Genomic DNA, 20054 nt, shown 5'->3' on the forward strand with positions numbered 1-20054 from the left:
AACTAGACTACTTGCCAGATTTATAACGGATAGTCGGGCTTTGCTCGTCTAGTTGGCGAAGTTTTTCTAATTTTTCGCCAATTTGAATTTCCATTCCTCGAGCAACAGGGAAATAATATTGGGTATCTTTCAGCGCTTCTGGGAAATAATTTTCCCCTGCAGCATAAGCATTTTCTTCATTGTGCGCATAACGATATTCTGCGCCATAGCCGAGTTCTTTCATTAAATGAGTTGGCGCGTTGCGTAAATGCTCTGGCACATCATAATCAGGGCTTTCTAAGGCTTGCTTTTTCGCGGCCTTGAAAGCTTGATACACGGCATTGCTTTTCGGTGCAACGGCTAAGTAAACAATGGCTTGCGCAATGGCACGCTCCCCTTCTGCTGCGCCCACGCGCGTGAAGCAATCCCAAGCGGCAATGGCCACTTGCATTGCGCGCGGATCAGCATTGCCCACATCTTCTGAGGCGATGGCCAATAAACGGCGCGCTACATACAGGGGATCACCCCCTGCGGTTAAAATGCGTGCATACCAATACAAAGCGGCATCAGGCGCTGAGCCACGCACGGATTTATGCAAGGCTGAGATGAGATCATAGAAGCGATCGCCTTGTTTATCAAAACGGGCTTGCCGTTCGCCCAACACTTCCGTTAATAAAGTGCGGTGCAAAAATTTGCCATTTTTGCCCTCTTCCGCCATATCTGCCATTAATTCAAGGCTATTTAATGCAAGGCGCGCATCGCCATTGACATATTCCGCCAGCATTGAAAGCAAATTGTCTTCTAAGGTTAAATCAAGGTTGCCTAACCCTTTTTCTTTGTCATTAATAGCGCGCTGTAACACTTGTTCGATTTCTTGTGCGGTTAAGGATTTCAGCACATACACGCGTGCGCGCGAAAGCAAGGCGTTATTCAGTTCAAAAGAAGGATTTTCAGTGGTTGCGCCAATAAAAATCACCGTACCATCTTCAATATAAGGCAAAAAGGCATCTTGCTGACTTTTGTTGAAACGATGGACTTCGTCCACAAATAAAATGGTACGCTGCCCTGCGAGCCGATTTTGTTTGGCGCGCTCAATGGCTTCACGAATTTCCTTTACCCCACCTATTACCGCGGAAATCCGTTCCACTTCTGCATTAATGCGTTGCGCAATAATTTCTGCCAAAGTGGTTTTGCCTGTGCCGGGCGGCCCCCACAAAATCATTGAGTGAATATGCCCTGCTTCAATGGCTTCGCGTAATGGTTTGCCCACACCAATTAAATGGCTCTGCCCGTAATATTCGTCTAAATGGGTTGGACGCATTCTCGCCGCAAGAGGGCGGAAATCATTTTCAGCAAAATCAAAAGCAAGATTGGACATTTTCTTCTCTCGTCTATGGATAATTTCAGGAAAAAATAAGGCTAAATTGTAAACCATTTAGCCTTAAAAGTGCGGTGATTTTTTGGTTACTTTTTCTTGCGCTGATCGTCTAGCTCTGCGCCTTTCGGCACGCTGAATTTAAACAAATTATCTGCCAACGGTTGGTTGGTGATATTACGCAATAAGTATAAATTGGTTTGTCCGTCTTTTTCTGTGGTGCTAAAGTTTTTTAGCACACCATCAGCATCAATACGAATATTAAATTGCTTAATATTACTTTTCGCGGATTTTGGTTTAAGGGTAAAGGTATCCGCTGATTGCGCCACGGTATATTTTTTCCATTGTGCTTGATCGTTGCTGGTAAGCAATACAAATGGTGTATTATTCACCGCTTCAGACACCCAATTTGCCGTAACCTGTTGCACGAAAGGATCGTAAAACCACAGAGTTTTGCCGTCTGATACAATTTGGCTTTCTTGCGGAGATTGGTTATCCATTCTGAATAAATTTGGGCGTTTAATGCGAAGTTTGCCTTTGCCTTGTTGAATTTCTTTGCCTTTGGCATCACTCACTTTTTGCACATAATCTGCGCTTAACACGTCCACTTTGTTAAGGCGCGCTTGTAATTCACTCACCGCATCAGCCCAAGCCATTTGGCTTAACCCTAAACATAAAAGTGCGGTGATTTTTACTGCCATTTTTTTCATAAATCTTCCTTTAATCCTAAAATAATGGGAAACCATTGTGTTAATCAGACAATAAAATTTCCCATTTGTTGCATTTTCTTTATGCTTAGCTTTTTAATTCGCCGAAAGATTAAACTAATAATCCGAACGGCGAGCTAAAATTTCACGCTTACCATTTTGTAGCGGCGAAACAATGCCTTGCTCTTCCAGCTGATCCATAATGCGCGCGGCACGGTTAAAGCCGACACGGAAACGGCGCTGAATTGACGAGGCGGAAGTTGTGCCTGTTTCGATCACGAAATTCATCACTTCATCAAACAGATCGTCAAGATCGCCGTCATCACCACTGCGTGCCACTTCACCCTCTTCATCATCGGCACTGTCTAAAATACCGTCAATATAATCAGGTTTGCCTCTTGCACGCCAGTCATCAGCCACACGAGCCACTTCGTCATCGCTCATAAATGCACCGTGAACACGGATTAAATCGGAAGAGCCTTGCCCTGAATAAAGCATATCCCCACGGCCTAACAAGGTTTCTGCACCGCCTTGATCGAGAATGGTGCGCGAGTCAATTTTACTCGCCACGGTAAAGGCGATACGGCTTGGAATAGTAGCCTTGATCAAGTCAGTAATCACGTCCACAGAAGGGCGTTGAGTGGCCAAAATCAAGTGAATACCGATGGCACGGGCTTTTTGTGCAAGGCGTGCAATAAGTTTTTCAATTTGCTTGCCTGCTACCATCATCAAATCGGCAAACTCATCGACAATCACCACAATATAGCTGAGTTTTTCCAGCGCGGGTGGCATTGCGTCCATTGTGTCGCCCGGTCGCCAAATTGGGTTTGGAATTGGCATTCCCATTGCGTTATATTCATCAATTTTTTCGTTATACCCCTCAATGTTACGCACACGCAAGGCGGATAATAATTGGTAGCGGCGCTCCATTTCATCCACACACCAACGCAGCGCATTGGCGGCTTTTTTCATATCGGTTACCACTTCCGTGAGCAAATGCGGAATATCGTTATAAATGGAAAGCTCCACCACTTTCGGGTCGATCATAATAAATTTCACTTCTTCAGGCTTCACTCTGAAAAGTAAACTTAAAATCATCGTATTCACCCCAACGGATTTCCCTGAACCTGTTGAACCTGCCACCAATAAATGAGGCATTTTGGCCAAATCTACGATCACAGGGTTGCCGCTAATATCTTTTCCTAACGCCATTGAAAGCAAGGATTTTGACTCACGAAATTCTCGGCTGTCTAGCACATCACGCAGCGGCACCATTTGACGCTGTAAATTTGGTGTTTCGATGCGTTGCGTGGTTTCTAAGATTTCATCACACGTGATATGTTGTTCTTCAACTTCACGCTTATCCAATAAATCTATAGAAACTAATAATGAAGGATATTCTTTCATATTTTATTACCTTACTAGTTTCTAGTAAAATCAAAAATTGGCGTTCTAAGAATCAACTTGGTTAATATAAATAGCTCGTTGTTCAACTTTTTCAACTAATACCCCATCAATGATTTCTGTATAAGAAGAATCTATTAGACCTTCAAAATACCAAATTTCATCTTCATTACTTATTTCTAACCAAATCTTCTTATTTGTAACATCAGGCTTGTTTGGAATAAGTTCAACTGTATATGGATAAGTCTGCGTATGAACTTTGCCCTCAAACCATACATAAGTATTAGGCTTATTTTTCTCTTGTTCATATTCAAACTTAATGCTCAATATTTGTGTTTCACTATTATATTCAATCCAACAGGGTAAAGGTTCTTCCCGGTATGATTCACGAATATCGCCTAAATATTCTGCATATTCAGCGGTAATTTTCATATCTGTCAATTGCATAAATAACTATTCCTCATAATCTTTGATTTTCAACTGTCCGAAATGTAATTCTTCTCCATCCCAAGAAATAACATCTGGTAACGCTTTTATTTCACGTGGTTTTCTACTTCTCAATGTTTTATCTTTCTTAAACCAATAGTTAACAAGCGTCCCGACTTCTGGTGTAGCTAAGAGATTTTTAGTATTTAGAAGATCTATATCAAAATCTAAGTAATAAGTAATTAATCGTTCAGGTTCCTTAAGTTTGGCACTGTTTCTACTTGGATACGGAGAAACAACAACTTCACCAAGCCAAATCTGTAATTCGCGATTAATTTCAGGAAGGATTTCGTGTTCTTTAAAACGATTGGCGTATGATCTATCAGTAATACCACAGTATTGAACTGAGCTATCTTTTCTGCTTCCTTTTGTTTTCCCTGTTGCAATATAAAGTCCTTTTCCTTTACCCCAATCTGACTCTATGACTTCTGAAAGTTCGAAAGGGCCATACCAATGAATAAGTGTAAATGAATGTTGCATAAAAACTCCTTAAATAGGTAAATAAGATAAAAAATACTATAACCGATATTTTTAAAAGAGTAAAACAGTTTCAAAATATCTGTAAAAGATGAATTTAAGGCTAAAGATGTCGAAACTCTCCGTAACGAAAACAGATAGATTAATAGGAAAAAGAATTCAGCAAAAGCGCAAGGAGCTTGGGTTTAGCGCGTCAGAACTCTCTGAAAAAATTGGCATTGCTCAACAGCAGTTATCTCGATATGAACGAGGGGAAAACAAAATTAATGTAGCTCATTTAGTCGAAATTGCTACTGTACTAAAAACAGATATTAGTTGGTTTTTTATTGACTGCATATCTGATCAAATAATAAAGGGAAAGCGAGAATTTATTCCTGTATCAGAAGATATCATTAGGAATAGTTTAAATGCATATTTAGATAAGTTAAGTGCGGATAAAAAACGAGGACTTTTGATCTTTCTTGAGACTGTTTTGTAATAACTTAAAATATATCAAAATAACATATTGATATTAAATGTTTTTCTATTTCTTATAGTTTTTATATATCTGGAAAACTCAAAACTTGTTTGAGTATTTTATGAATTGCGATCTAAAAACTACGATCCTATAACCTATAATAGGAAATATTGAAATAATAAAATCCAACGTTTAATATGAGTAATAATTCTAGCTTGAGAAAAATTTTAGGAGAATAAGTATATTCTCCCTCTAGATTCACTGTAATTATATAAGACTGACCTAGAAATAGGCAGAGTTCTGCCTATCTATCAATTTTTCTTGAAAGAATTTCACGCTTACCATTTTGTAGGGGCGAAACAATGCCTTGTTCTTCCAGCTGATCCATAATGCGTGCGGCACGGTTGAAGCCAACGCGGAAACGGCGCTGAATTGACGAGGCGGAAGTTGTACCCGTTTCGATCACGAAATTCATCACTTCATCAAACAGATCATCAAGATCGCCGTCATCACCACCGCGTGCTACTTCACCCTCTTCATCATCGGCACTATCTAAAATACCGTCAATATAATCAGGTTTACCCCTTGCACGCCAGTCATCGGCCACACGAGCCACTTCGTCATCACTCATAAATGCGCCGTGAACACGGATTAAATCGGAAGAGCCTTGCCCTGAATAAAGCATATCCCCACGGCCTAACAAGGTTTCTGCACCGCCTTGATCAAGAATGGTGCGCGAGTCAATTTTACTCGCCACGGTAAAGGCGATGCGGCTTGGAATATTGGCTTTAATCAAGCCAGTAATCACGTCCACAGAAGGGCGTTGAGTGGCCAAAATCAAGTGAATACCGATGGCACGGGCTTTTTGTGCAAGGCGCGCAATGAGTTCTTCAATTTGCTTACCTGCTACCATCATTAAATCAGCAAACTCATCGACAATCACCACAATATAGCTCAGTTTTTCCAGTGCAGGTGGCATTGCGTCCATTGTGTCGCCCGGTCGCCAAATTGGGTTTGGAATTGGCATTCCCATTGCGTTATATTCATCAATTTTTTCGTTATAGCCCTCAATATTACGCACACGCAAGGCGGATAATAATTGGTAGCGGCGCTCCATTTCATCCACACACCAACGCAGCGCATTGGCGGCTTTTTTCATATCGGTTACCACTTCCGTGAGCAAATGCGGAATATCGTTATAAATGGAAAGCTCCACCACTTTCGGGTCGATCATAATAAATTTCACTTCTTCAGGCTTCACTCTGAAAAGTAAACTTAAAATCATCGTATTCACCCCAACGGATTTCCCTGAACCTGTTGAACCTGCCACCAATAAATGAGGCATTTTGGCCAAATCTACGATCACAGGGTTGCCGCTAATGTCTTTTCCTAACGCCATTGAAAGCAAGGATTTTGACTCACGAAATTCTCGGCTGTCTAGCACATCACGCAGCGGCACCATTTGGCGCTGTAAATTTGGCGTTTCGATGCCAATGTAAGGCTTGCCGGGGATCACTTCTGCCACACGAATAGAGCGGAACATCAAGGCGCGCGCCAAATCCGTATCAATATTGGTAACTTTGGACGCTTTCACACCCGGTTGCAATTCCAATTCATAACGCGTTACCACAGGCCCTACCAACACATCTTTTACACTCGCTTTTACATTGAAGTTGCGTAATTGTTGTTCAATGCGTTGCGAGGTTTCTAAGATTTCTTCGCGCGTGATATTTTGTTCTTCCACTTCACGTTTATCCAATAAATCTAAACTTGGCAACGGTGTGGTGGGTTTTTCCGCTTTTTTCACCTGCTTTTGTAAGGCTGGGTGAATTAAGGAATCGCCATAAGGCTTGTAAGTTGGCTGGCTTACCGCAGGCTGATTTACCGTTGATTGCGTTGGGTTTTGCTCAGCCAGAATATCCGCTAAAGCATCTTCCGCATTGATTTCTTTTGCGCGCTGCTGCATTTCAGCCAAGCGCTGTGCTTCTTGCGCTGCGAACTGACGCGCTAATTCGTCAGTGTCATCATCTTGAGCCGCTAAATTTTCGCTTGCGCTATGATTTTGTGCCGTATAATTCGGAATAGACACTTTCAACTCAGCCGTTTGCTCCATTGGTGAAAATTCTGACGAAAAATTCACCGCACTTGCATCATCAAGGGAACTTGCTGAATGTTGTACAGGTGCTACTGACACTGGCTCAGCTTGTTGCACACTATCTTGCGCTGTGTTTTGCTCTGTCTGAATCAGTGTTACATTTGGTAACGGTTGCTCTTCGCCCGCGCCATAATCCGAAAAACGTTCCATTTTGTTGGGATCAAATAGATCGTTTTCTAATGGCTGACTTTCAGAAGTCGCATTGGGAACTGGGCTAACTGACTGGGTTGCCGTAGTTGTTGGCTGAGCTTGTTCTTGGGTTTGCGCGTTATCATTGGCAAATGCACTCAAGCCATTAATCGTAATAAAGTGCGGTGCTTTTTCGCTCTCATTTTTTGTTTCTGTGCTTTCTGTATTAGCCTGATTAGCCTGCGTATTGGCGTTAAACTGAGTGGGCTGAATAATAATTTCTTCTAATGTTACATCAGACTCATCAAGCTCATTTTGCCCATCACCTTGCTGATGAGCAGAATCCGTATCGTTCATTGTCAGCCAATGATAAAATTTCATTATCAATAAGATTAACGCTTTACCAGAACACAACACAAAGCCTGTAATTGCGGCCAAAAGTGCGAGCAAAATTAAGCCGATTTTTCCTAAAATCGGATAGAGCCACATCACTAAGCTACCGCCCAATACGCCGCCTGCTAAATAAGAAGAGGTGTCTGATAAAATGAGTGTCGCCAAGCCACAAAGCCCACAAAAGAGCAATACACCACCTAATAATCGCCAGATCAATTTAATCCAGCTAAATTGCTTGAAGCCTTTGCTTTTAAACAAATAAATTGGCACACCAAACAACATAAACGGAATTAAATTGCCAATATGCCCAAATAAGGTAAAAAATAATCCCACCAGCCAAGCACCCAATGCGCCAGCTTTATTAATGGTTTCAGTTTGTGAGGAAGATACCGCCCAAGTGTTATCAAAAGGGCTATAACTTGACCACGCAATGATCAAATAAAGCCCCAATAATGAAATGATACCTAAGCCAATTTCGGCCAAGTAATCTTGTGGCGTGAGTTTTGCGGTTATTTTTTTAATCATCTTGTTTTAATTGTAAAAAATTGGTTTGTTTAACTTCTTCCATTACCACATAGGTACGGGTATCGTTCACACCGGGCAAACGTAACAAGGTTGTGCCAAGCAATTTACGGTAAGCAGCCATATCTGCCACGCGGGTTTTGAGTAAATAATCAAAATCACCTGACACCAAATGACATTCTTGAATTTCATCAAGCTGTTGCACTGCTTCATTAAATTCTTCAAATACATCAGGTTTTCCGCGTACTAGAGTGATTTCTACGATCACAAGCAACGGCGAATCCAACAATTCAGGGTTAAGCAAGGCTCGGTACCCCATAATAACCCCTTGTTTTTCCAAGCGTTTTACACGTTCCAAACAAGGCGTTGGCGATAGCCCGACTTTCTTCGATAAATCAATATTAGAGATTTTGCCATTACGCTGTAATTCATTCAGAATTTTTATATCAATGGCATCAAGCGCCTTAGGTAATTTTTTTTCCATAAAATTTTCCACTCAAAATAGCGGTAATACTCGCCTAAAAACAGAAATAATCGCTAAGTTTACACTAAAACATAAAATTTTATAATTGAAAATCCGTCTTTTTTAGGGAAAAACGGAAGATTAAAAATAACAGAAAAACGGAAAAAGTGCGGTACGTTTTTTCTATCTTTTTCTCTTTTCTCGCGCCATTCCAATCACTGACGATCGCTTAGAAATCATCTAAAATCGCCAAGGCATCTGCCAATTTTTTCACGGTGAAAACTTGCATATTTTTCACCGCACTTTTTGGCTTGTTAGCGAATGGCACAATGGCGCGGGTGAAGCCGTGTTTTGCGGCTTCAGAAATGCGTTCTTGTCCACTTGGTACAGGGCGGATTTCCCCTGCTAACCCCACTTCGCCGAACACCACCAGATCTTTTGGTAATGGACGATTTCGGAAGCTAGAAATCAATGCCAGTAATAAGGCCAAGTCTGCACTGGTTTCACTCACTTTTACGCCACCTACCACATTGACAAACACGTCTTGATCAGACATTTGCAAGCCGCCGTGGCGGTGCAATACGGCTAACAATAAAGCAAGGCGATTTTGCTCCAAGCCCACCGCAACCCGTCTTGGATTGGCGAGCATTGAGTGATCCACCAAGGCTTGAATTTCCACCAACAACGGGCGTGTGCCTTCCCATAGCACCATTACGGAACTGCCTGCGGTATCTTCTTCGCCACGGCTTAAAAATATGGCAGAAGGATTTTTCACTTCGCGCAGGCCTTGTTCTGTCATCGCAAACACGCCAAGTTCATTGACCGCGCCAAAACGGTTTTTATGGCTACGCAATGTGCGGAAACGGCTATCTGCTTCGCCCTCTAATAACAAGGAACAGTCAATAGCGTGTTCTAGCACTTTCGGGCCCGCTAATGTGCCGTCTTTGGTAACGTGTCCCACCATAATAATGGCGACTTGGCGAGTTTTCGCATAACGGGTTAGAAACGCCGCACATTCGCGCACTTGGGAAACGCTACCGGGGGAAGACTGAATATCCGCAAGGTGCATCACTTGAATGGAATCCACCACGATGATTTGTGGCTTAAGCTGATCGGCTAAATGGCAAATTTGCTCTACGGACGTTTCCGACAACATATTCAGCCGATCTGTTGGCAACCCAAGACGATTGGCGCGCATAGCCACCTGCTGCAAGGATTCTTCGCCCGTAACATAAAGTGCGGTCATATTTTGCGCTAAACCACACATCACCTGTAATAATAAGGTACTTTTCCCTGCGCCGGGGTGTCCACCGATCAAAATGGCACTACCTGGTACGATGCCTCCGCCTAATACACGATCAAGCTCATAAAAACCGCTGTGAAAACGGGGAACTTCTTGCAAGCTGATTTCTGCCAAAGTTTGGATTTTTGCCTGCGTTTCCCCTGCATAACCACTGAAGCGATCAGCACGGCTTGCTTTGGCTGGGGCTAGGCGAATTTCAGTGATGGTATTCCACGCTTTACAGGCATTACACTGTCCTTGCCAGCGGGAATATTCCGCACCGCAATCATTGCACACAAAGGCGGTTTTTGCTTTAGCCATTGTTCATCTCCAAATTTTCCAAATTCGCTGCTTCATTCTCTTCAATATAAGTAAGCGAAATGAGATTTAACATTCGTTGTAAATAAAATGCCGATTGCAATAAATCAAATAATTGCGCGATCACTTCGGCATTATTTTTTGTTTCGCTATGAAGTGCAATCAGCTGTTTACATTCTGCCAAACATTGCTGACTACTTTCCACCAACGCCAGCCAATCTGTTTTAAGCGCATCGCTTAAACCTTGTTGATTAAAGGCATTTTCCAACAAATTGCCATTTTCCGTATAAAAATGATAAAGATTGAAAAACGCGCCGATTCGCTCCACCGTGCGCAAAAAGTCTTCGGCAAAATAGGCTTGCCCTAAGGCAAAGGTTTCTTCAATTAGACCTTGTTCCAGCTGGAAAAGTGCGGTTAATTTTTGCGAAAAATTGCCCGCACTTTGCGCGAAATCTAAAAAATCACGCCATTTATCTAACCAATTTTGTGCTTTAGGCTGATGATTTTCTGCCAAGGCATAACCTCGTTGCGCTTTGCTAATGGCGCTTAATCGCACGCCATTTTCCAATGGCAAAGATCGCACATAATCGAGCAAATCCGCCACCTTACCTTGCTTTAACTCAAATTCCACTTCGCTAATTTCTGCCTGTTTATCGCCAGCCAAAATCTTGCCTTGATCAAGCGCCACTTCAATTTCTACTGTCTGTGGAGAAAACTCAGGGCGAATAAGAAAGGTCTCTCGCGCAAAATCCGTGGCAAAAATCGGCTGTAATGAAAGGGTTTTCCAGCTGGGATCGAGATCATAGTTTTCCACTAATTGCGCCAAATCAGGCGTTTCACTTTGCTGCGGCAAATTATATTCAGGGCGAATATGCAAGCCACCTAGCGCTTCCCCTTTGGTTTTTAAGGTTAAGGTAAACTGTTGATTTTCTTTGCGAACACGCAAGCCCATTTGGTGCTGCGCGAAAAATTTATCGGCGGTGTCGTAATAAGTATTGCCTAAAAATGCCTGCTGATGAAAGTGCGGTGCGTTTTTCAGCAAATTTTGCTTGAATGAATTTAAGCCAAATTGCGGAATTAGTAGTTTTAATTCAATTTCTGTACTCATTTTGTCGATTCCTTCCAACCTTAATCAAGTTTTTTCATATTATCTAATAAATTCCTTGTTTTTTCGATGAAATATAGTGTATTTTTACGCCCGCATAGACTTGAACAAGATGAATATGCGCAAAAATTTATCAACCTAACCCCTAGAAGGAGTTATCTTATGGCTGTAAATAATATTTTAGGATTATTTGCCCATTCCCCATTAAAGCCTTTAGCACGTCATTCTGCTAAGGTAACTGATTGTTGTAAATATCTCATTCCATTTTTTGAATACACCTTTCAAGAAGATTGGGAAAATGCAGAAAAATTACGCAAAAAGATTTCTGAAGCAGAACGCCAAGCAGATACATTAAAGCGTGAAATTCGCTTAAAACTGCCACGCGGTTTGTTTATGCCTATTGAGCGTACCGATTTATTAGAACTGGTTACGCAACAAGATAAATTAGCGAACTACGCTAAAGATATTGCAGGCAGAATGGTTGGCCGTCAATGCCCATTCCCACCTGAAATGCAAGAAGATTTTATGAAATATTTAACTCGCAGCATTGATGCCGCAGAACAAGCGCATCTTGTGATCGATGAAATGGACGGCTTGCTTGAAACGGGTTTCAAAGGGCGTGAAGTGCAATTTGTCAATAAAATGATCCAAACCCTTGATGATATTGAAGATGATACGGATCAAATGCAAATTAAACTACGTCGAACAATGCGTTCACTGGAAGATGACTTTAATCCCATTGATGCAATGTTCTTATATAAAATCCTTGAATGGATTGGTGTGCTTGCAGATCAAGCACAACGTGTGGGTTCACGCATTGAATTAATGTTGGCTCGTTCATAATTGTTAAGCAACAATTGTTAGCAACATAGGAATAATACTATGGAAGTTATTCAACAATATGGCACTTTATTAGTGATCATCACAGCGGCGTTCGGCTTTTTTATGGCATTTGGTGTGGGAGCAAATGACGTTTCTAACGCAATGGGAACGTCCGTGGGTTCAGGCACCATTACCGCTAAACAAGCCATTATCATTGCTATGATTTTTGAATGTGCAGGGGCATATTTAGCCGGTGGTGAAGTAACAGAAACTATTAAAAGTGGGGTGTTAAATCCAATAGAATATGTCGCCACGCCAGAAATTTTGGCGTTAGGTATGATGGCTGCACTCTTTTCTTCTGGATTATGGTTGCTCATTGCCTCACGAATGGGTTGGCCAGTGTCCACCACGCACACCATTATTGGTGCAATTATCGGTTTCGGTTTAATTACCGTTGGGCCAAACTCTATTGATTGGTCTGCTATCCGCAACATTGTGGGCAGTTGGTTTATCACCCCTGTGATCGCAGGCGTGGTGGCGTATGGCATTTTCTTCAGCACACAAAAACTGATTTTCGATACGGAAAAACCGTTACGCAACGCACAAAAATATGGCCCATATTATATGGGACTCACCATCTTTATTTTGTCCGTAGTAACAATGATAAAAGGCTTAAAGCACGTTGGTTTACATTTAACTGGTAGCCAAACTTTCTTCATTTCATTAGCCATTAGCGCCCTTTCCGTGGTAGCAAGCCATTTCTATTTCCGCAGCAAAAAATTCCGTCAAACAGTTAAATCAGGAACCTTTGGCGCGGTAGAAAAAGTGTTCAGCATTTTAATGCTACTCACTGCCTGTGCAATGGCGTTTGCGCACGGTTCAAACGATGTAGCGAATGCTATTGGGCCTTTGTCTGCGGTGGTTTCTATCGTGGATAACGGTGGTGAAATTATGGCGAAAAGCCCACTTGCTTGGTGGATCTTACCATTAGGCGCGGCAGGGATCGCCTTAGGTTTAATCGTTATGGGCTATAAAGTGATGGCAACTATTGGGACAGGGATCACCGATCTGACCCCAAGCCGTGGTTTCTCAGCCCAATTTGCAACGGCAACCACCGTGGTACTGGCTTCTGGTACGGGATTACCGATTTCCACCACACAAACCCTTGTGGGTGCGATCTTAGGTATCGGCTTTGCGCGTGGTATCGCTGCATTAAACTTAACGGTAATTCGCAATATTATCGCCTCTTGGGTGATCACCTTACCTGCGGGCGCATTCTTTGCGATTTTAATTTACTATGTGCTACACGCCATTTTCATCTAATTTGCGTAAGCCATAGAAAAAGCACACAAAATAAGACAAAGATTTTGTGAATGAAAGAAAGTGCGGTACAATTTACCGCACTTTTTTATTGTCTATTTTTTAAGGTGTTGTAATGCGAAAAATTACTAAGATCTTGTTTTTATTCTTTCTTTCCGTGCCATTTGCGCAAGCGGAAACCCGCTATGTAACAGAAAACCTTTCCACCTTTTTACGCAAAGGGGCGGGCGATCAATTTAAAATTGCAGGGGCAATTCGTTCAGGCGAACCGGTAACCGTGCTAAACCACAAAGATCGCTATACGCTTATTCGTGATAGCAAAAATCGTGAAGCTTGGATCTTAACCTCTGAACTTTCTAGCACGCCAAGCAGTAAAGATGAAAATCCAAGATTAAAAGCTAAAATTGAAGAATTAACCTTAAAACTCAATCAATTAGACGGTGATTGGCAACAACGCACCAGCGAAATGCAACGCCGCACCAAACAAGCTGAGCAACAAAGCAGCCAATTATTAGAGCAAAATTCTCAGCTCAACCGTGAACTTGAAATCACCAAAAATAAAAACCGCGATTTAGAAGCAATGCTTGATGCAGGCAAACGTGAAATCGCGATCCAATGGTTTATTTATGGTGGTTCAGTGCTAGGTGTTGGTTTGCTACTTGGCTTAATCTTACCTTTCATTATGCCAAAACGTCGCCGCCGTGATGGCTGGGCATAACTACCCCATTTAGCAAAATGGAAATTTATTTAGTTGGCGGTGCCGTGCGCGATGAACTACTTAATCTCCCAGTTAAAGACAGAGATTGGGTGGTGATTGGCGCAACACCAGAGCAACTATTGCAACAAGGCTATATTCAAGTGGGGAAAGATTTCCCCGTTTTTCTTGATCCCCAAAATAAAGAAGAATATGCCCTTGCACGCACAGAAAAAAAAGCCGGCGTGGGCTACACCGGTTTTGTGTGCGATTTCAGCCCCGACATTAGCTTGGAACAAGATCTGATCCGCCGCGATCTCACCATTAACGCCATTGCACAAGACAGCCAAGGCAAATTGCACGATCCTTATGGCGGTATCAATGATTTGAATAATCGCCTACTCCGCCATATCTCCCCTGCGTTTGCCGAAGATCCTTTGCGCGTGTTAAGAGTGGCGCGTTTTGCTGCACGTTACCATTATTTAGGTTTCCAAATCGCCCCTGAAACTTTTGCCTTAATGAAGCAAATCACCAAATCGGGCGAGCTTGAATATCTCACGGCTGAACGCGTTTGGCTAGAAACAGAAAAAGCCCTACAAACGCCAAATCCTGAAATTTATTTTGATATTTTAAGGAAAATCAAGGCATTAGCGGTACTTTTCCCTGAGCTTAACGCCCTTTACCGTGTGCCAAATCCCGTGCAACATCACCCTGAAGTGGATAGCTTTATCCACACAATGCTGGTTTTACAGCAAGCCACAAAGCTCACCGAAAACAGCTCAGCTCAACAAAAAAGTGCGGTGCGTTTTGCGGCAATTTGCCACGATCTTGGCAAAGCGCTCACGCCAAAAGATCTTCTGCCACGCCATTTTGGCCACGAGTTAAAAGGCGTTATGCCAACACGCAATCTTTGCAATCGGCTCAAAGTGCCAAGCTACATTAAAGAACTGGCGTGCCTTGTTTGCGAAACACACACCAATGTCCACCGAGCCTTTGAGCTACGCCCTGCCACTATCTTAAAATTATTCAATCAACTCGATGTGTGGCGTAAGCCAGAACGTTTCAAAGAACTACTACTCGTTTGCACCGCCGATGCCAAAGGCCGCGCAGGCTTTGGACAAGTTGATTACCCGCAAGCGGATTTTCTACTCAAACTGTACCAAGCCGCATTACAAGTTGATGTGCAACAAGTGATTGCCGATGGATTTCAAAAAGAAAAAATCCGCGAAGAATTAAACCGCCGCCGCCAAAAAGCCATTGAACAGGAAAAACAACGGTTAAAGGATTAATAATGTTATTTTCTTTCATCAAAACTAAAATCAGCGCGCTAATGCGCAAACTTTTCATTAATCCCAAACTTCGTAATAGCTTGAAAAATAAGGGAATGAGCGTATTAGCCAGTAATTGCAATGGGGCATTTATGTTGCACGATTTAGGGCAACCATTCAATTCACCTTTTGTGAATTTATACCTTAAGCCACAAGATTTCATTCGTTATTTGCAACGCATTGAACACTATCAGCAACAACCGCTAAAATTTGTAGAAGATAACGATAAGCCCTACCCTGTGGCTTATTTAGATGATATAAAAATCCATTTTGTGCATTATGCCAATGCTCAACAAGCTCAAGAAAAATGGCAACAGCGTTCACAACGTATTGACTTCGATAATCTTTTTATCATTATGACCGATCGCGATGGCTGTACAGAACAAGATCTCAACGATTTTGATGCCTTGCCTTACAAAAACAAAGTGGTATTCACCCATAAACCTTATCCCGAAATACGCTCTGCTTTTTATATTCAAGGTTTTGAGCAACAAAATAGCCTAAGCGATCTTTTTGCCTATTCTAACTTGTTCGGCAAACGCTATTATGATCAGTTTGATTATGTGGGGTGGTTTAATGGTAGAAATCAACACTAAATAGCTATGAATGTGATCAACAAGTTATCCCCTAATTAATGCCAAACTAAAAAGCCTTAGTATTCACTAAGGCTTTATTTCATTATGTTTTATAACGCATCAATCATCGCCAAGACCATTGCGGAGGATTGTTTGGCGGCGAGGGGGAGAAATTCTTCAAAGGACATACTGGCTTCACCATCTCCACTATCAGAGATTGCGCGTACCACAACAAAAGGCACGTTGAAAGCGTGGCACACTTGGGCAATGGCGGCGGCTTCCATTTCGACTGCTAACACATCAGCAAAATCTTGTCTAATTTGTGCTAAGGGTTCACCGCCGTGGATAAAGCTGTCGCCCGAGCAGATTAAGCCTTTATGCACTTTTTGCCCTTGGGCAGTCGCCACGTTTTGCGCAAGTGCGGTGAGATTTTCGTCAGAATTAAAACGTGCAGGGCAATTTGGTAGCTGACCTTTTTCATAGCCGAATGCGGTAACATCGGCATCGTGGTGAGCAGTTTGGGTTGAAATCACCACATCGCCCACTTTTAGCCCTTGCGCCACGCCACCTGCCGAGCCAGTGTTAATAATCACATCAGGTTTTGCGAGTTGTAATAACGCCGTTGTTCCCATTGTAGCGGCTACTTTGCCAATGCCCGATTGCAATAAGGCAATGTCTTTGCCGTTAATCGAGCCTTGGTAAATAGTCGCGCCGCCAATTTGCGTGGTGGTTTTATTTTCCATTAGCTCAGATAAATAAGCCACTTCTTGTGCCATTGCACCTACAATTCCGATTTTCATTGTTTTTTCTCTTGTAATATTTTGTTGATTAAAAAATCTAGCACCGCAAAGCTGTAATCATCGTTGTAAAGCGTGCTTGCGGTCAGCACATATTTTCCTTCCACAATCAAATAAGGATAGGTAAACACGCCATAATCTTCGGTCAGTTGAATGGCATCGCGCACCTGCAAACGCACGCCTGCTGAATGATATAATTTGCGAAATTGTTCTGTATCAATGTGTTGTTCTTGTAGCCATTTTAGCAAGTTAGAAAAGCGAGATAATTCGGTGTAACGATGTTTTTCTGAGCTTTCAAATAACAATAAATCCGATACATTTTCCGCATTCATTGCTTGTAGAGCATAGAAAATATTTGCCGTTAAATTTGCTTTTGCCGTTGCCACGGGCGTTTCGATAAGCACAACATTATCACGGTTAATTTGGCTATATAAATTAAGAATATCCTGCGCCACGGAACAAACTCGGCAATCGTAATCAAAGAAAAATTGCAACAGAATTTTATGATCTGCGCGCGTGGGAATGGCTAGCGGTTCTTCGTAGGAAAAATAATCCCGTCCATCTTCAAATTGATTAATTTGTAAGGTGGGCGGTGTTTCGCTTTCCGCTCTTGCGCTTTGCGCGAGCAAAAAACTAAGCCCTGTGATAAAGAAAATTAATCGCCACATCAGATTGTACTACTCTGCCAAAGGTTCAATATAATCCACCAACAATTGAATATTACGTTGTCCACGATATTCATTGACGTCCAATTTATAGGCTAATTTCACCTTTTTTAACGAAAGATCAGGATAATAACGAGTATCCACGTTAAATGCGATGGCATCGAGTAATGGCCCGCCATTTTGCGGCTCAACCATCATTTTAAGATGACGCTCGCCCACTAAACGCTGTTGTAAGAGCTTAAATTCACCGTCAAACACGGGCTCAGGAAAGGCTTGCCCCCAAGGGCCAGCTTGTTTGAGCAATTCTGCGGTATCTAAATTCATAAATTGTGTATTCAGTTCGCCGTCTGTCCAAACTACGCCTTGCAGATCTTTTTCATCTAAACATTCCGTCACCACTTCATTAAAGAGCCGTTGGAAATCGCTAAATTTTTCTTCTTGAATGCTCAGCCCTGCCGCCATTGCGTGGCCGCCAAATTTTAGGATCATTTCTGGGTGGCGAGAATGTAAACGTTCCAACACATCACGAATGTGCAAGCCTTCAATGGAACGCGCCGAACCTTTCAGGACGCCAGCTTGATCTTGCGCAAAGGCAATCACGGGGCGATGAAATTGATCTTTCAATCTTGACGCTAAAATCCCCAACACGCCTTGGTGCCAATCCGCTTGATAAAGCACAATACCTGTGGGTAACGGCGGAGTAAGTGCGGTCAATTTTCGGCAAATTTCTAGCGCTTCTAATTTCATTCCTTGCTCAATTTCTTTGCGCGTTTGGTTTAAGCCGTCTAGCTCTAAGGCCAAGGCACGCGCGGTAGGCATATCTTCAGCCAATAACAATTCCACGCCCACCGACATATTATCCAAACGCCCTGCGGCATTTAAGCGTGGCGCAATGGCAAAACCTAAATCTGATGCACTGAAACGGCTCATATCACGATTTGCCACTTCCGCCAAGGCTTGAATCCCATAGCGACAATGCCCTGCACGGATACGCTGTAAGCCTTGATAGGCTAAAATACGGTTATTTTGATCAAGCGGAACCACATCAGCAATTGTGCCAAGTGCCACCAAATCAAGCAATTCGGTGAAATTAGGCTGAGTTTTGCTATCAAATAAGCCTTTTTCGCGTAATTTAGCGCGTAATGCCAACATCACATAAAACGCCACGCCCACGCCAGCTAAGGATTTAGAAGGGAAATCACATTGCGCTAAATTCGGATTCACAATGGCATCGGCTTCAGGCAGCATTTCGCCGGGTAAATGGTGATCTGTAACTACCACTTGCACGCCCTGTTGTTTCAAAAATGCCACGCCTTCAAAAGAAGAAATGCCGTTATCCACTGTGATTAGAAGTTCCACATTTTTTTCTAGCGCCTGCTTTGCCACCTCAACACTTAAGCCATAGCCTTGCTCAAAGCGGTTTGGCACAAGATAATCCACCTGTTGGAAGCCAAGCTGACGCAACGCCACTACGGTTAATGCCGTACTGGTTGCGCCATCGGCATCAAAATCCCCCACGATCACAATATTTTTTTGCGCCATACGCGCTTGCGCCAACAATTCCGCCGCCTTATCCATACCAAATAACGTGTGTGGCGAAAGCATCGCTTTCAAAGTGCGGTCTAATTGTTGCGGATTTTCGATTTGGCGCGCACGATAAAGGCGATCAAGCAAAGGGTGATCGCTAATCGGCTGTGTTGTGCTAATGGGGCGGCGTTGGATTGTTTTATTCATATTGAATTGATAGGCTTAAATCTCTCTATTTTTGGGCGAACAAATTAGCTCGCCCAGCAAAAAACTTCACAAAATTCCACCGCACTTATTCTTCTTGCAATGCCTGTAATAATTCTTTTGGCGGTAAATAACCACCGATAAGCTCACCTTTCGGCGTAACAATGCTTGGCGTACCACGCACACCAAATTGCACACCAAGTTCGTAATGTTTTTTCACAATATCAGCATTTTTTAAGGTTTTCGGCAAGTTGCCTTTTTCCGCTTCATTTAAGGCTTGCGCAGGATCTTTCGCCTGCCAAATGGCTTCCATTTGTTTTGCTGTATTGTTATTTAAGCCACCGCGCGGAAATGCAAGGTAACGAACGGTGATGCCTAAATCATTATATTGGCTAAGTTGTTGATGTAATAAGTGGCAATAATGGCAGGTAATATCCATAAATACGGTTACTACATATTTTTCATTTTTTGCTGGATAAACAATCATTTCATTTTTATAACTATTTAATTTATCTAGCAAAAATTTTCCTGTTAAATCCACCGCACCTTTGTCAGTTAGCTCATATAGCTGACCTTGCAGCACATATTTGCCGTCTTCGGAAGCGTAAAAAATGCCCTCGTTGCTGATAACTGTTTTTAAGCCATTGATCGGCGATGACTTAATTTCCATTTGTGATACGCCAAGTTTTTTTAATTGTGCTTCAATTTGTGCATCGCTCGCCACGGCATAGACCGACAACGCGGCTAACGAAAGTGCGGTAATAATTTTCTTCATTTTTCTTTCCTGATGTCTGTTCCTTGTGAAAGGCGGATTTTATCACAAGCCCAATCAACAAGCTAATAGGAAAAGGCTTTCAACATAATTGACCT

The 20054-nt window shown here is 42.4% G+C and carries 18 protein-coding genes and 1 pseudogene; 6 read left to right on the top strand and 13 right to left on the bottom strand.

Annotation, left to right across the window (positions count from 1 at the left end; translation table 11 throughout):
- Positions 1–7: 7 nt before the first annotated feature.
- The 5 genes and pseudogenes from L5B76_RS02505 to L5B76_RS02525 all read right to left on the bottom strand — a co-directional run bounded on the left by L5B76_RS02505 (position 8) and on the right by L5B76_RS02525 (position 4431).
- Complete coding sequence (locus L5B76_RS02505; RefSeq protein ID WP_265755510.1) at positions 8–1357, bottom strand: replication-associated recombination protein A; 1350 nt, start codon at positions 1355–1357, stop codon at positions 8–10.
- An 86-nt stretch (positions 1358–1443) separates the two neighbouring features.
- Entirely contained in the window at positions 1444–2064 is a 621-nt protein-coding gene (gene lolA, locus L5B76_RS02510) for an outer membrane lipoprotein chaperone LolA (protein WP_103855139.1), read from the bottom strand.
- Positions 2065–2178: 114 nt separating this feature from the next.
- Positions 2179–3363 (bottom strand): annotated as a pseudogene (locus L5B76_RS02515) (DNA translocase FtsK); the annotation flags it as partial.
- 150 nt (positions 3364–3513) lie between these two features.
- Positions 3514–3912 carry a hypothetical protein gene (locus tag L5B76_RS02520; RefSeq protein WP_265754107.1) on the bottom strand — a complete coding sequence of 133 codons (399 nt, stop codon included), beginning with the start codon at positions 3910–3912 and terminating at the stop codon, positions 3514–3516.
- A 6-nt stretch (positions 3913–3918) separates the two neighbouring features.
- Positions 3919–4431 (bottom strand): hypothetical protein, encoded by a 513-nt coding sequence (locus L5B76_RS02525; RefSeq protein WP_265754108.1) that lies wholly within the window; start codon positions 4429–4431, stop codon positions 3919–3921.
- Positions 4432–4537: 106 nt separating this feature from the next.
- Here L5B76_RS02525 and L5B76_RS02530 point away from each other — a divergent pair, with 106 nt between their 5' ends.
- Positions 4538–4906, top strand: a complete 369-nt coding sequence (locus L5B76_RS02530) for a helix-turn-helix domain-containing protein (RefSeq protein ID WP_265754109.1) — start codon at positions 4538–4540, stop codon at positions 4904–4906.
- 283 nt (positions 4907–5189) lie between these two features.
- Here the strand turns inward: L5B76_RS02530 and L5B76_RS02535 are convergent, their stop codons facing one another.
- From L5B76_RS02535 to L5B76_RS02550, 4 genes are all read right to left on the bottom strand, one after another.
- Entirely contained in the window at positions 5190–8087 is a 2898-nt protein-coding gene (locus L5B76_RS02535; protein WP_265754110.1) for a DNA translocase FtsK, read from the bottom strand.
- Complete coding sequence (lrp, locus tag L5B76_RS02540) at positions 8080–8568, bottom strand: leucine-responsive transcriptional regulator Lrp (RefSeq protein WP_115249901.1); 489 nt, start codon at positions 8566–8568, stop codon at positions 8080–8082. Before lrp ends, L5B76_RS02535 begins: the two co-directional genes overlap by 8 nt.
- Before the next feature lie 208 nt (positions 8569–8776).
- Complete coding sequence (radA, locus tag L5B76_RS02545; RefSeq protein ID WP_265754111.1) at positions 8777–10150, bottom strand: DNA repair protein RadA; 1374 nt, start codon at positions 10148–10150, stop codon at positions 8777–8779.
- Positions 10143–11255 (bottom strand): CYTH domain-containing protein, encoded by a 1113-nt coding sequence (locus tag L5B76_RS02550; RefSeq protein WP_265754112.1) that lies wholly within the window; start codon positions 11253–11255, stop codon positions 10143–10145. Before L5B76_RS02550 ends, radA begins: the two co-directional genes overlap by 8 nt.
- Positions 11256–11414: 159 nt before the next feature.
- Between L5B76_RS02550 and L5B76_RS02555 the strand changes: the two genes are divergently transcribed.
- The 5 genes from L5B76_RS02555 (at position 11415) to L5B76_RS02575 (ending at position 16012) form a co-directional block, all read left to right on the top strand.
- Positions 11415–12095 (top strand): TIGR00153 family protein, encoded by a 681-nt coding sequence (locus L5B76_RS02555; RefSeq protein ID WP_265754113.1) that lies wholly within the window; start codon positions 11415–11417, stop codon positions 12093–12095.
- A 39-nt stretch (positions 12096–12134) separates the two neighbouring features.
- Positions 12135–13397, top strand: coding sequence for an inorganic phosphate transporter (locus L5B76_RS02560; protein WP_265754114.1), 1263 nt, complete (start codon positions 12135–12137; stop codon positions 13395–13397).
- 112 nt (positions 13398–13509) lie between these two features.
- Positions 13510–14112 (top strand): TIGR04211 family SH3 domain-containing protein, encoded by a 603-nt coding sequence (locus L5B76_RS02565; protein ID WP_115249906.1) that lies wholly within the window; start codon positions 13510–13512, stop codon positions 14110–14112.
- A gap of 17 nt (positions 14113–14129) precedes the next feature.
- Positions 14130–15377: a multifunctional CCA addition/repair protein gene (locus L5B76_RS02570; RefSeq protein ID WP_265754115.1), complete on the top strand. Its 1248-nt coding sequence runs from the start codon at positions 14130–14132 to the stop codon at positions 15375–15377.
- Between the two features lie 2 nt (positions 15378–15379).
- Positions 15380–16012, top strand: coding sequence for a DUF1919 domain-containing protein (locus L5B76_RS02575; RefSeq protein WP_265754116.1), 633 nt, complete (start codon positions 15380–15382; stop codon positions 16010–16012).
- An 89-nt stretch (positions 16013–16101) separates the two neighbouring features.
- On the opposite strand, the gene L5B76_RS02580 is transcribed toward L5B76_RS02575, so the two are convergent.
- From L5B76_RS02580 to dsbC, 4 genes are all read right to left on the bottom strand, one after another.
- Positions 16102–16791 carry a 5'-methylthioadenosine/adenosylhomocysteine nucleosidase gene (locus tag L5B76_RS02580; protein ID WP_265754117.1) on the bottom strand — a complete coding sequence of 230 codons (690 nt, stop codon included), beginning with the start codon at positions 16789–16791 and terminating at the stop codon, positions 16102–16104.
- Positions 16788–17456, bottom strand: a complete 669-nt coding sequence (locus L5B76_RS02585) for a thiol:disulfide interchange protein DsbA/DsbL (protein WP_103853239.1) — start codon at positions 17454–17456, stop codon at positions 16788–16790. Before L5B76_RS02585 ends, L5B76_RS02580 begins: the two co-directional genes overlap by 4 nt.
- A gap of 9 nt (positions 17457–17465) precedes the next feature.
- A complete protein-coding gene (gene recJ / locus L5B76_RS02590) occupies positions 17466–19187 on the bottom strand; it encodes a single-stranded-DNA-specific exonuclease RecJ (protein ID WP_265754118.1) in 1722 nt (573 codons plus the stop codon).
- 85 nt (positions 19188–19272) lie between these two features.
- Positions 19273–19959: a bifunctional protein-disulfide isomerase/oxidoreductase DsbC gene (dsbC, locus tag L5B76_RS02595; protein WP_115249919.1), complete on the bottom strand. Its 687-nt coding sequence runs from the start codon at positions 19957–19959 to the stop codon at positions 19273–19275.
- Positions 19960–20054 lie beyond the last annotated feature (95 nt).

It is taken from the genome of Avibacterium sp. 21-594 (assembly GCF_026226815.1).
Lineage (GTDB): Bacteria > Pseudomonadota > Gammaproteobacteria > Enterobacterales > Pasteurellaceae > Avibacterium > Avibacterium avium.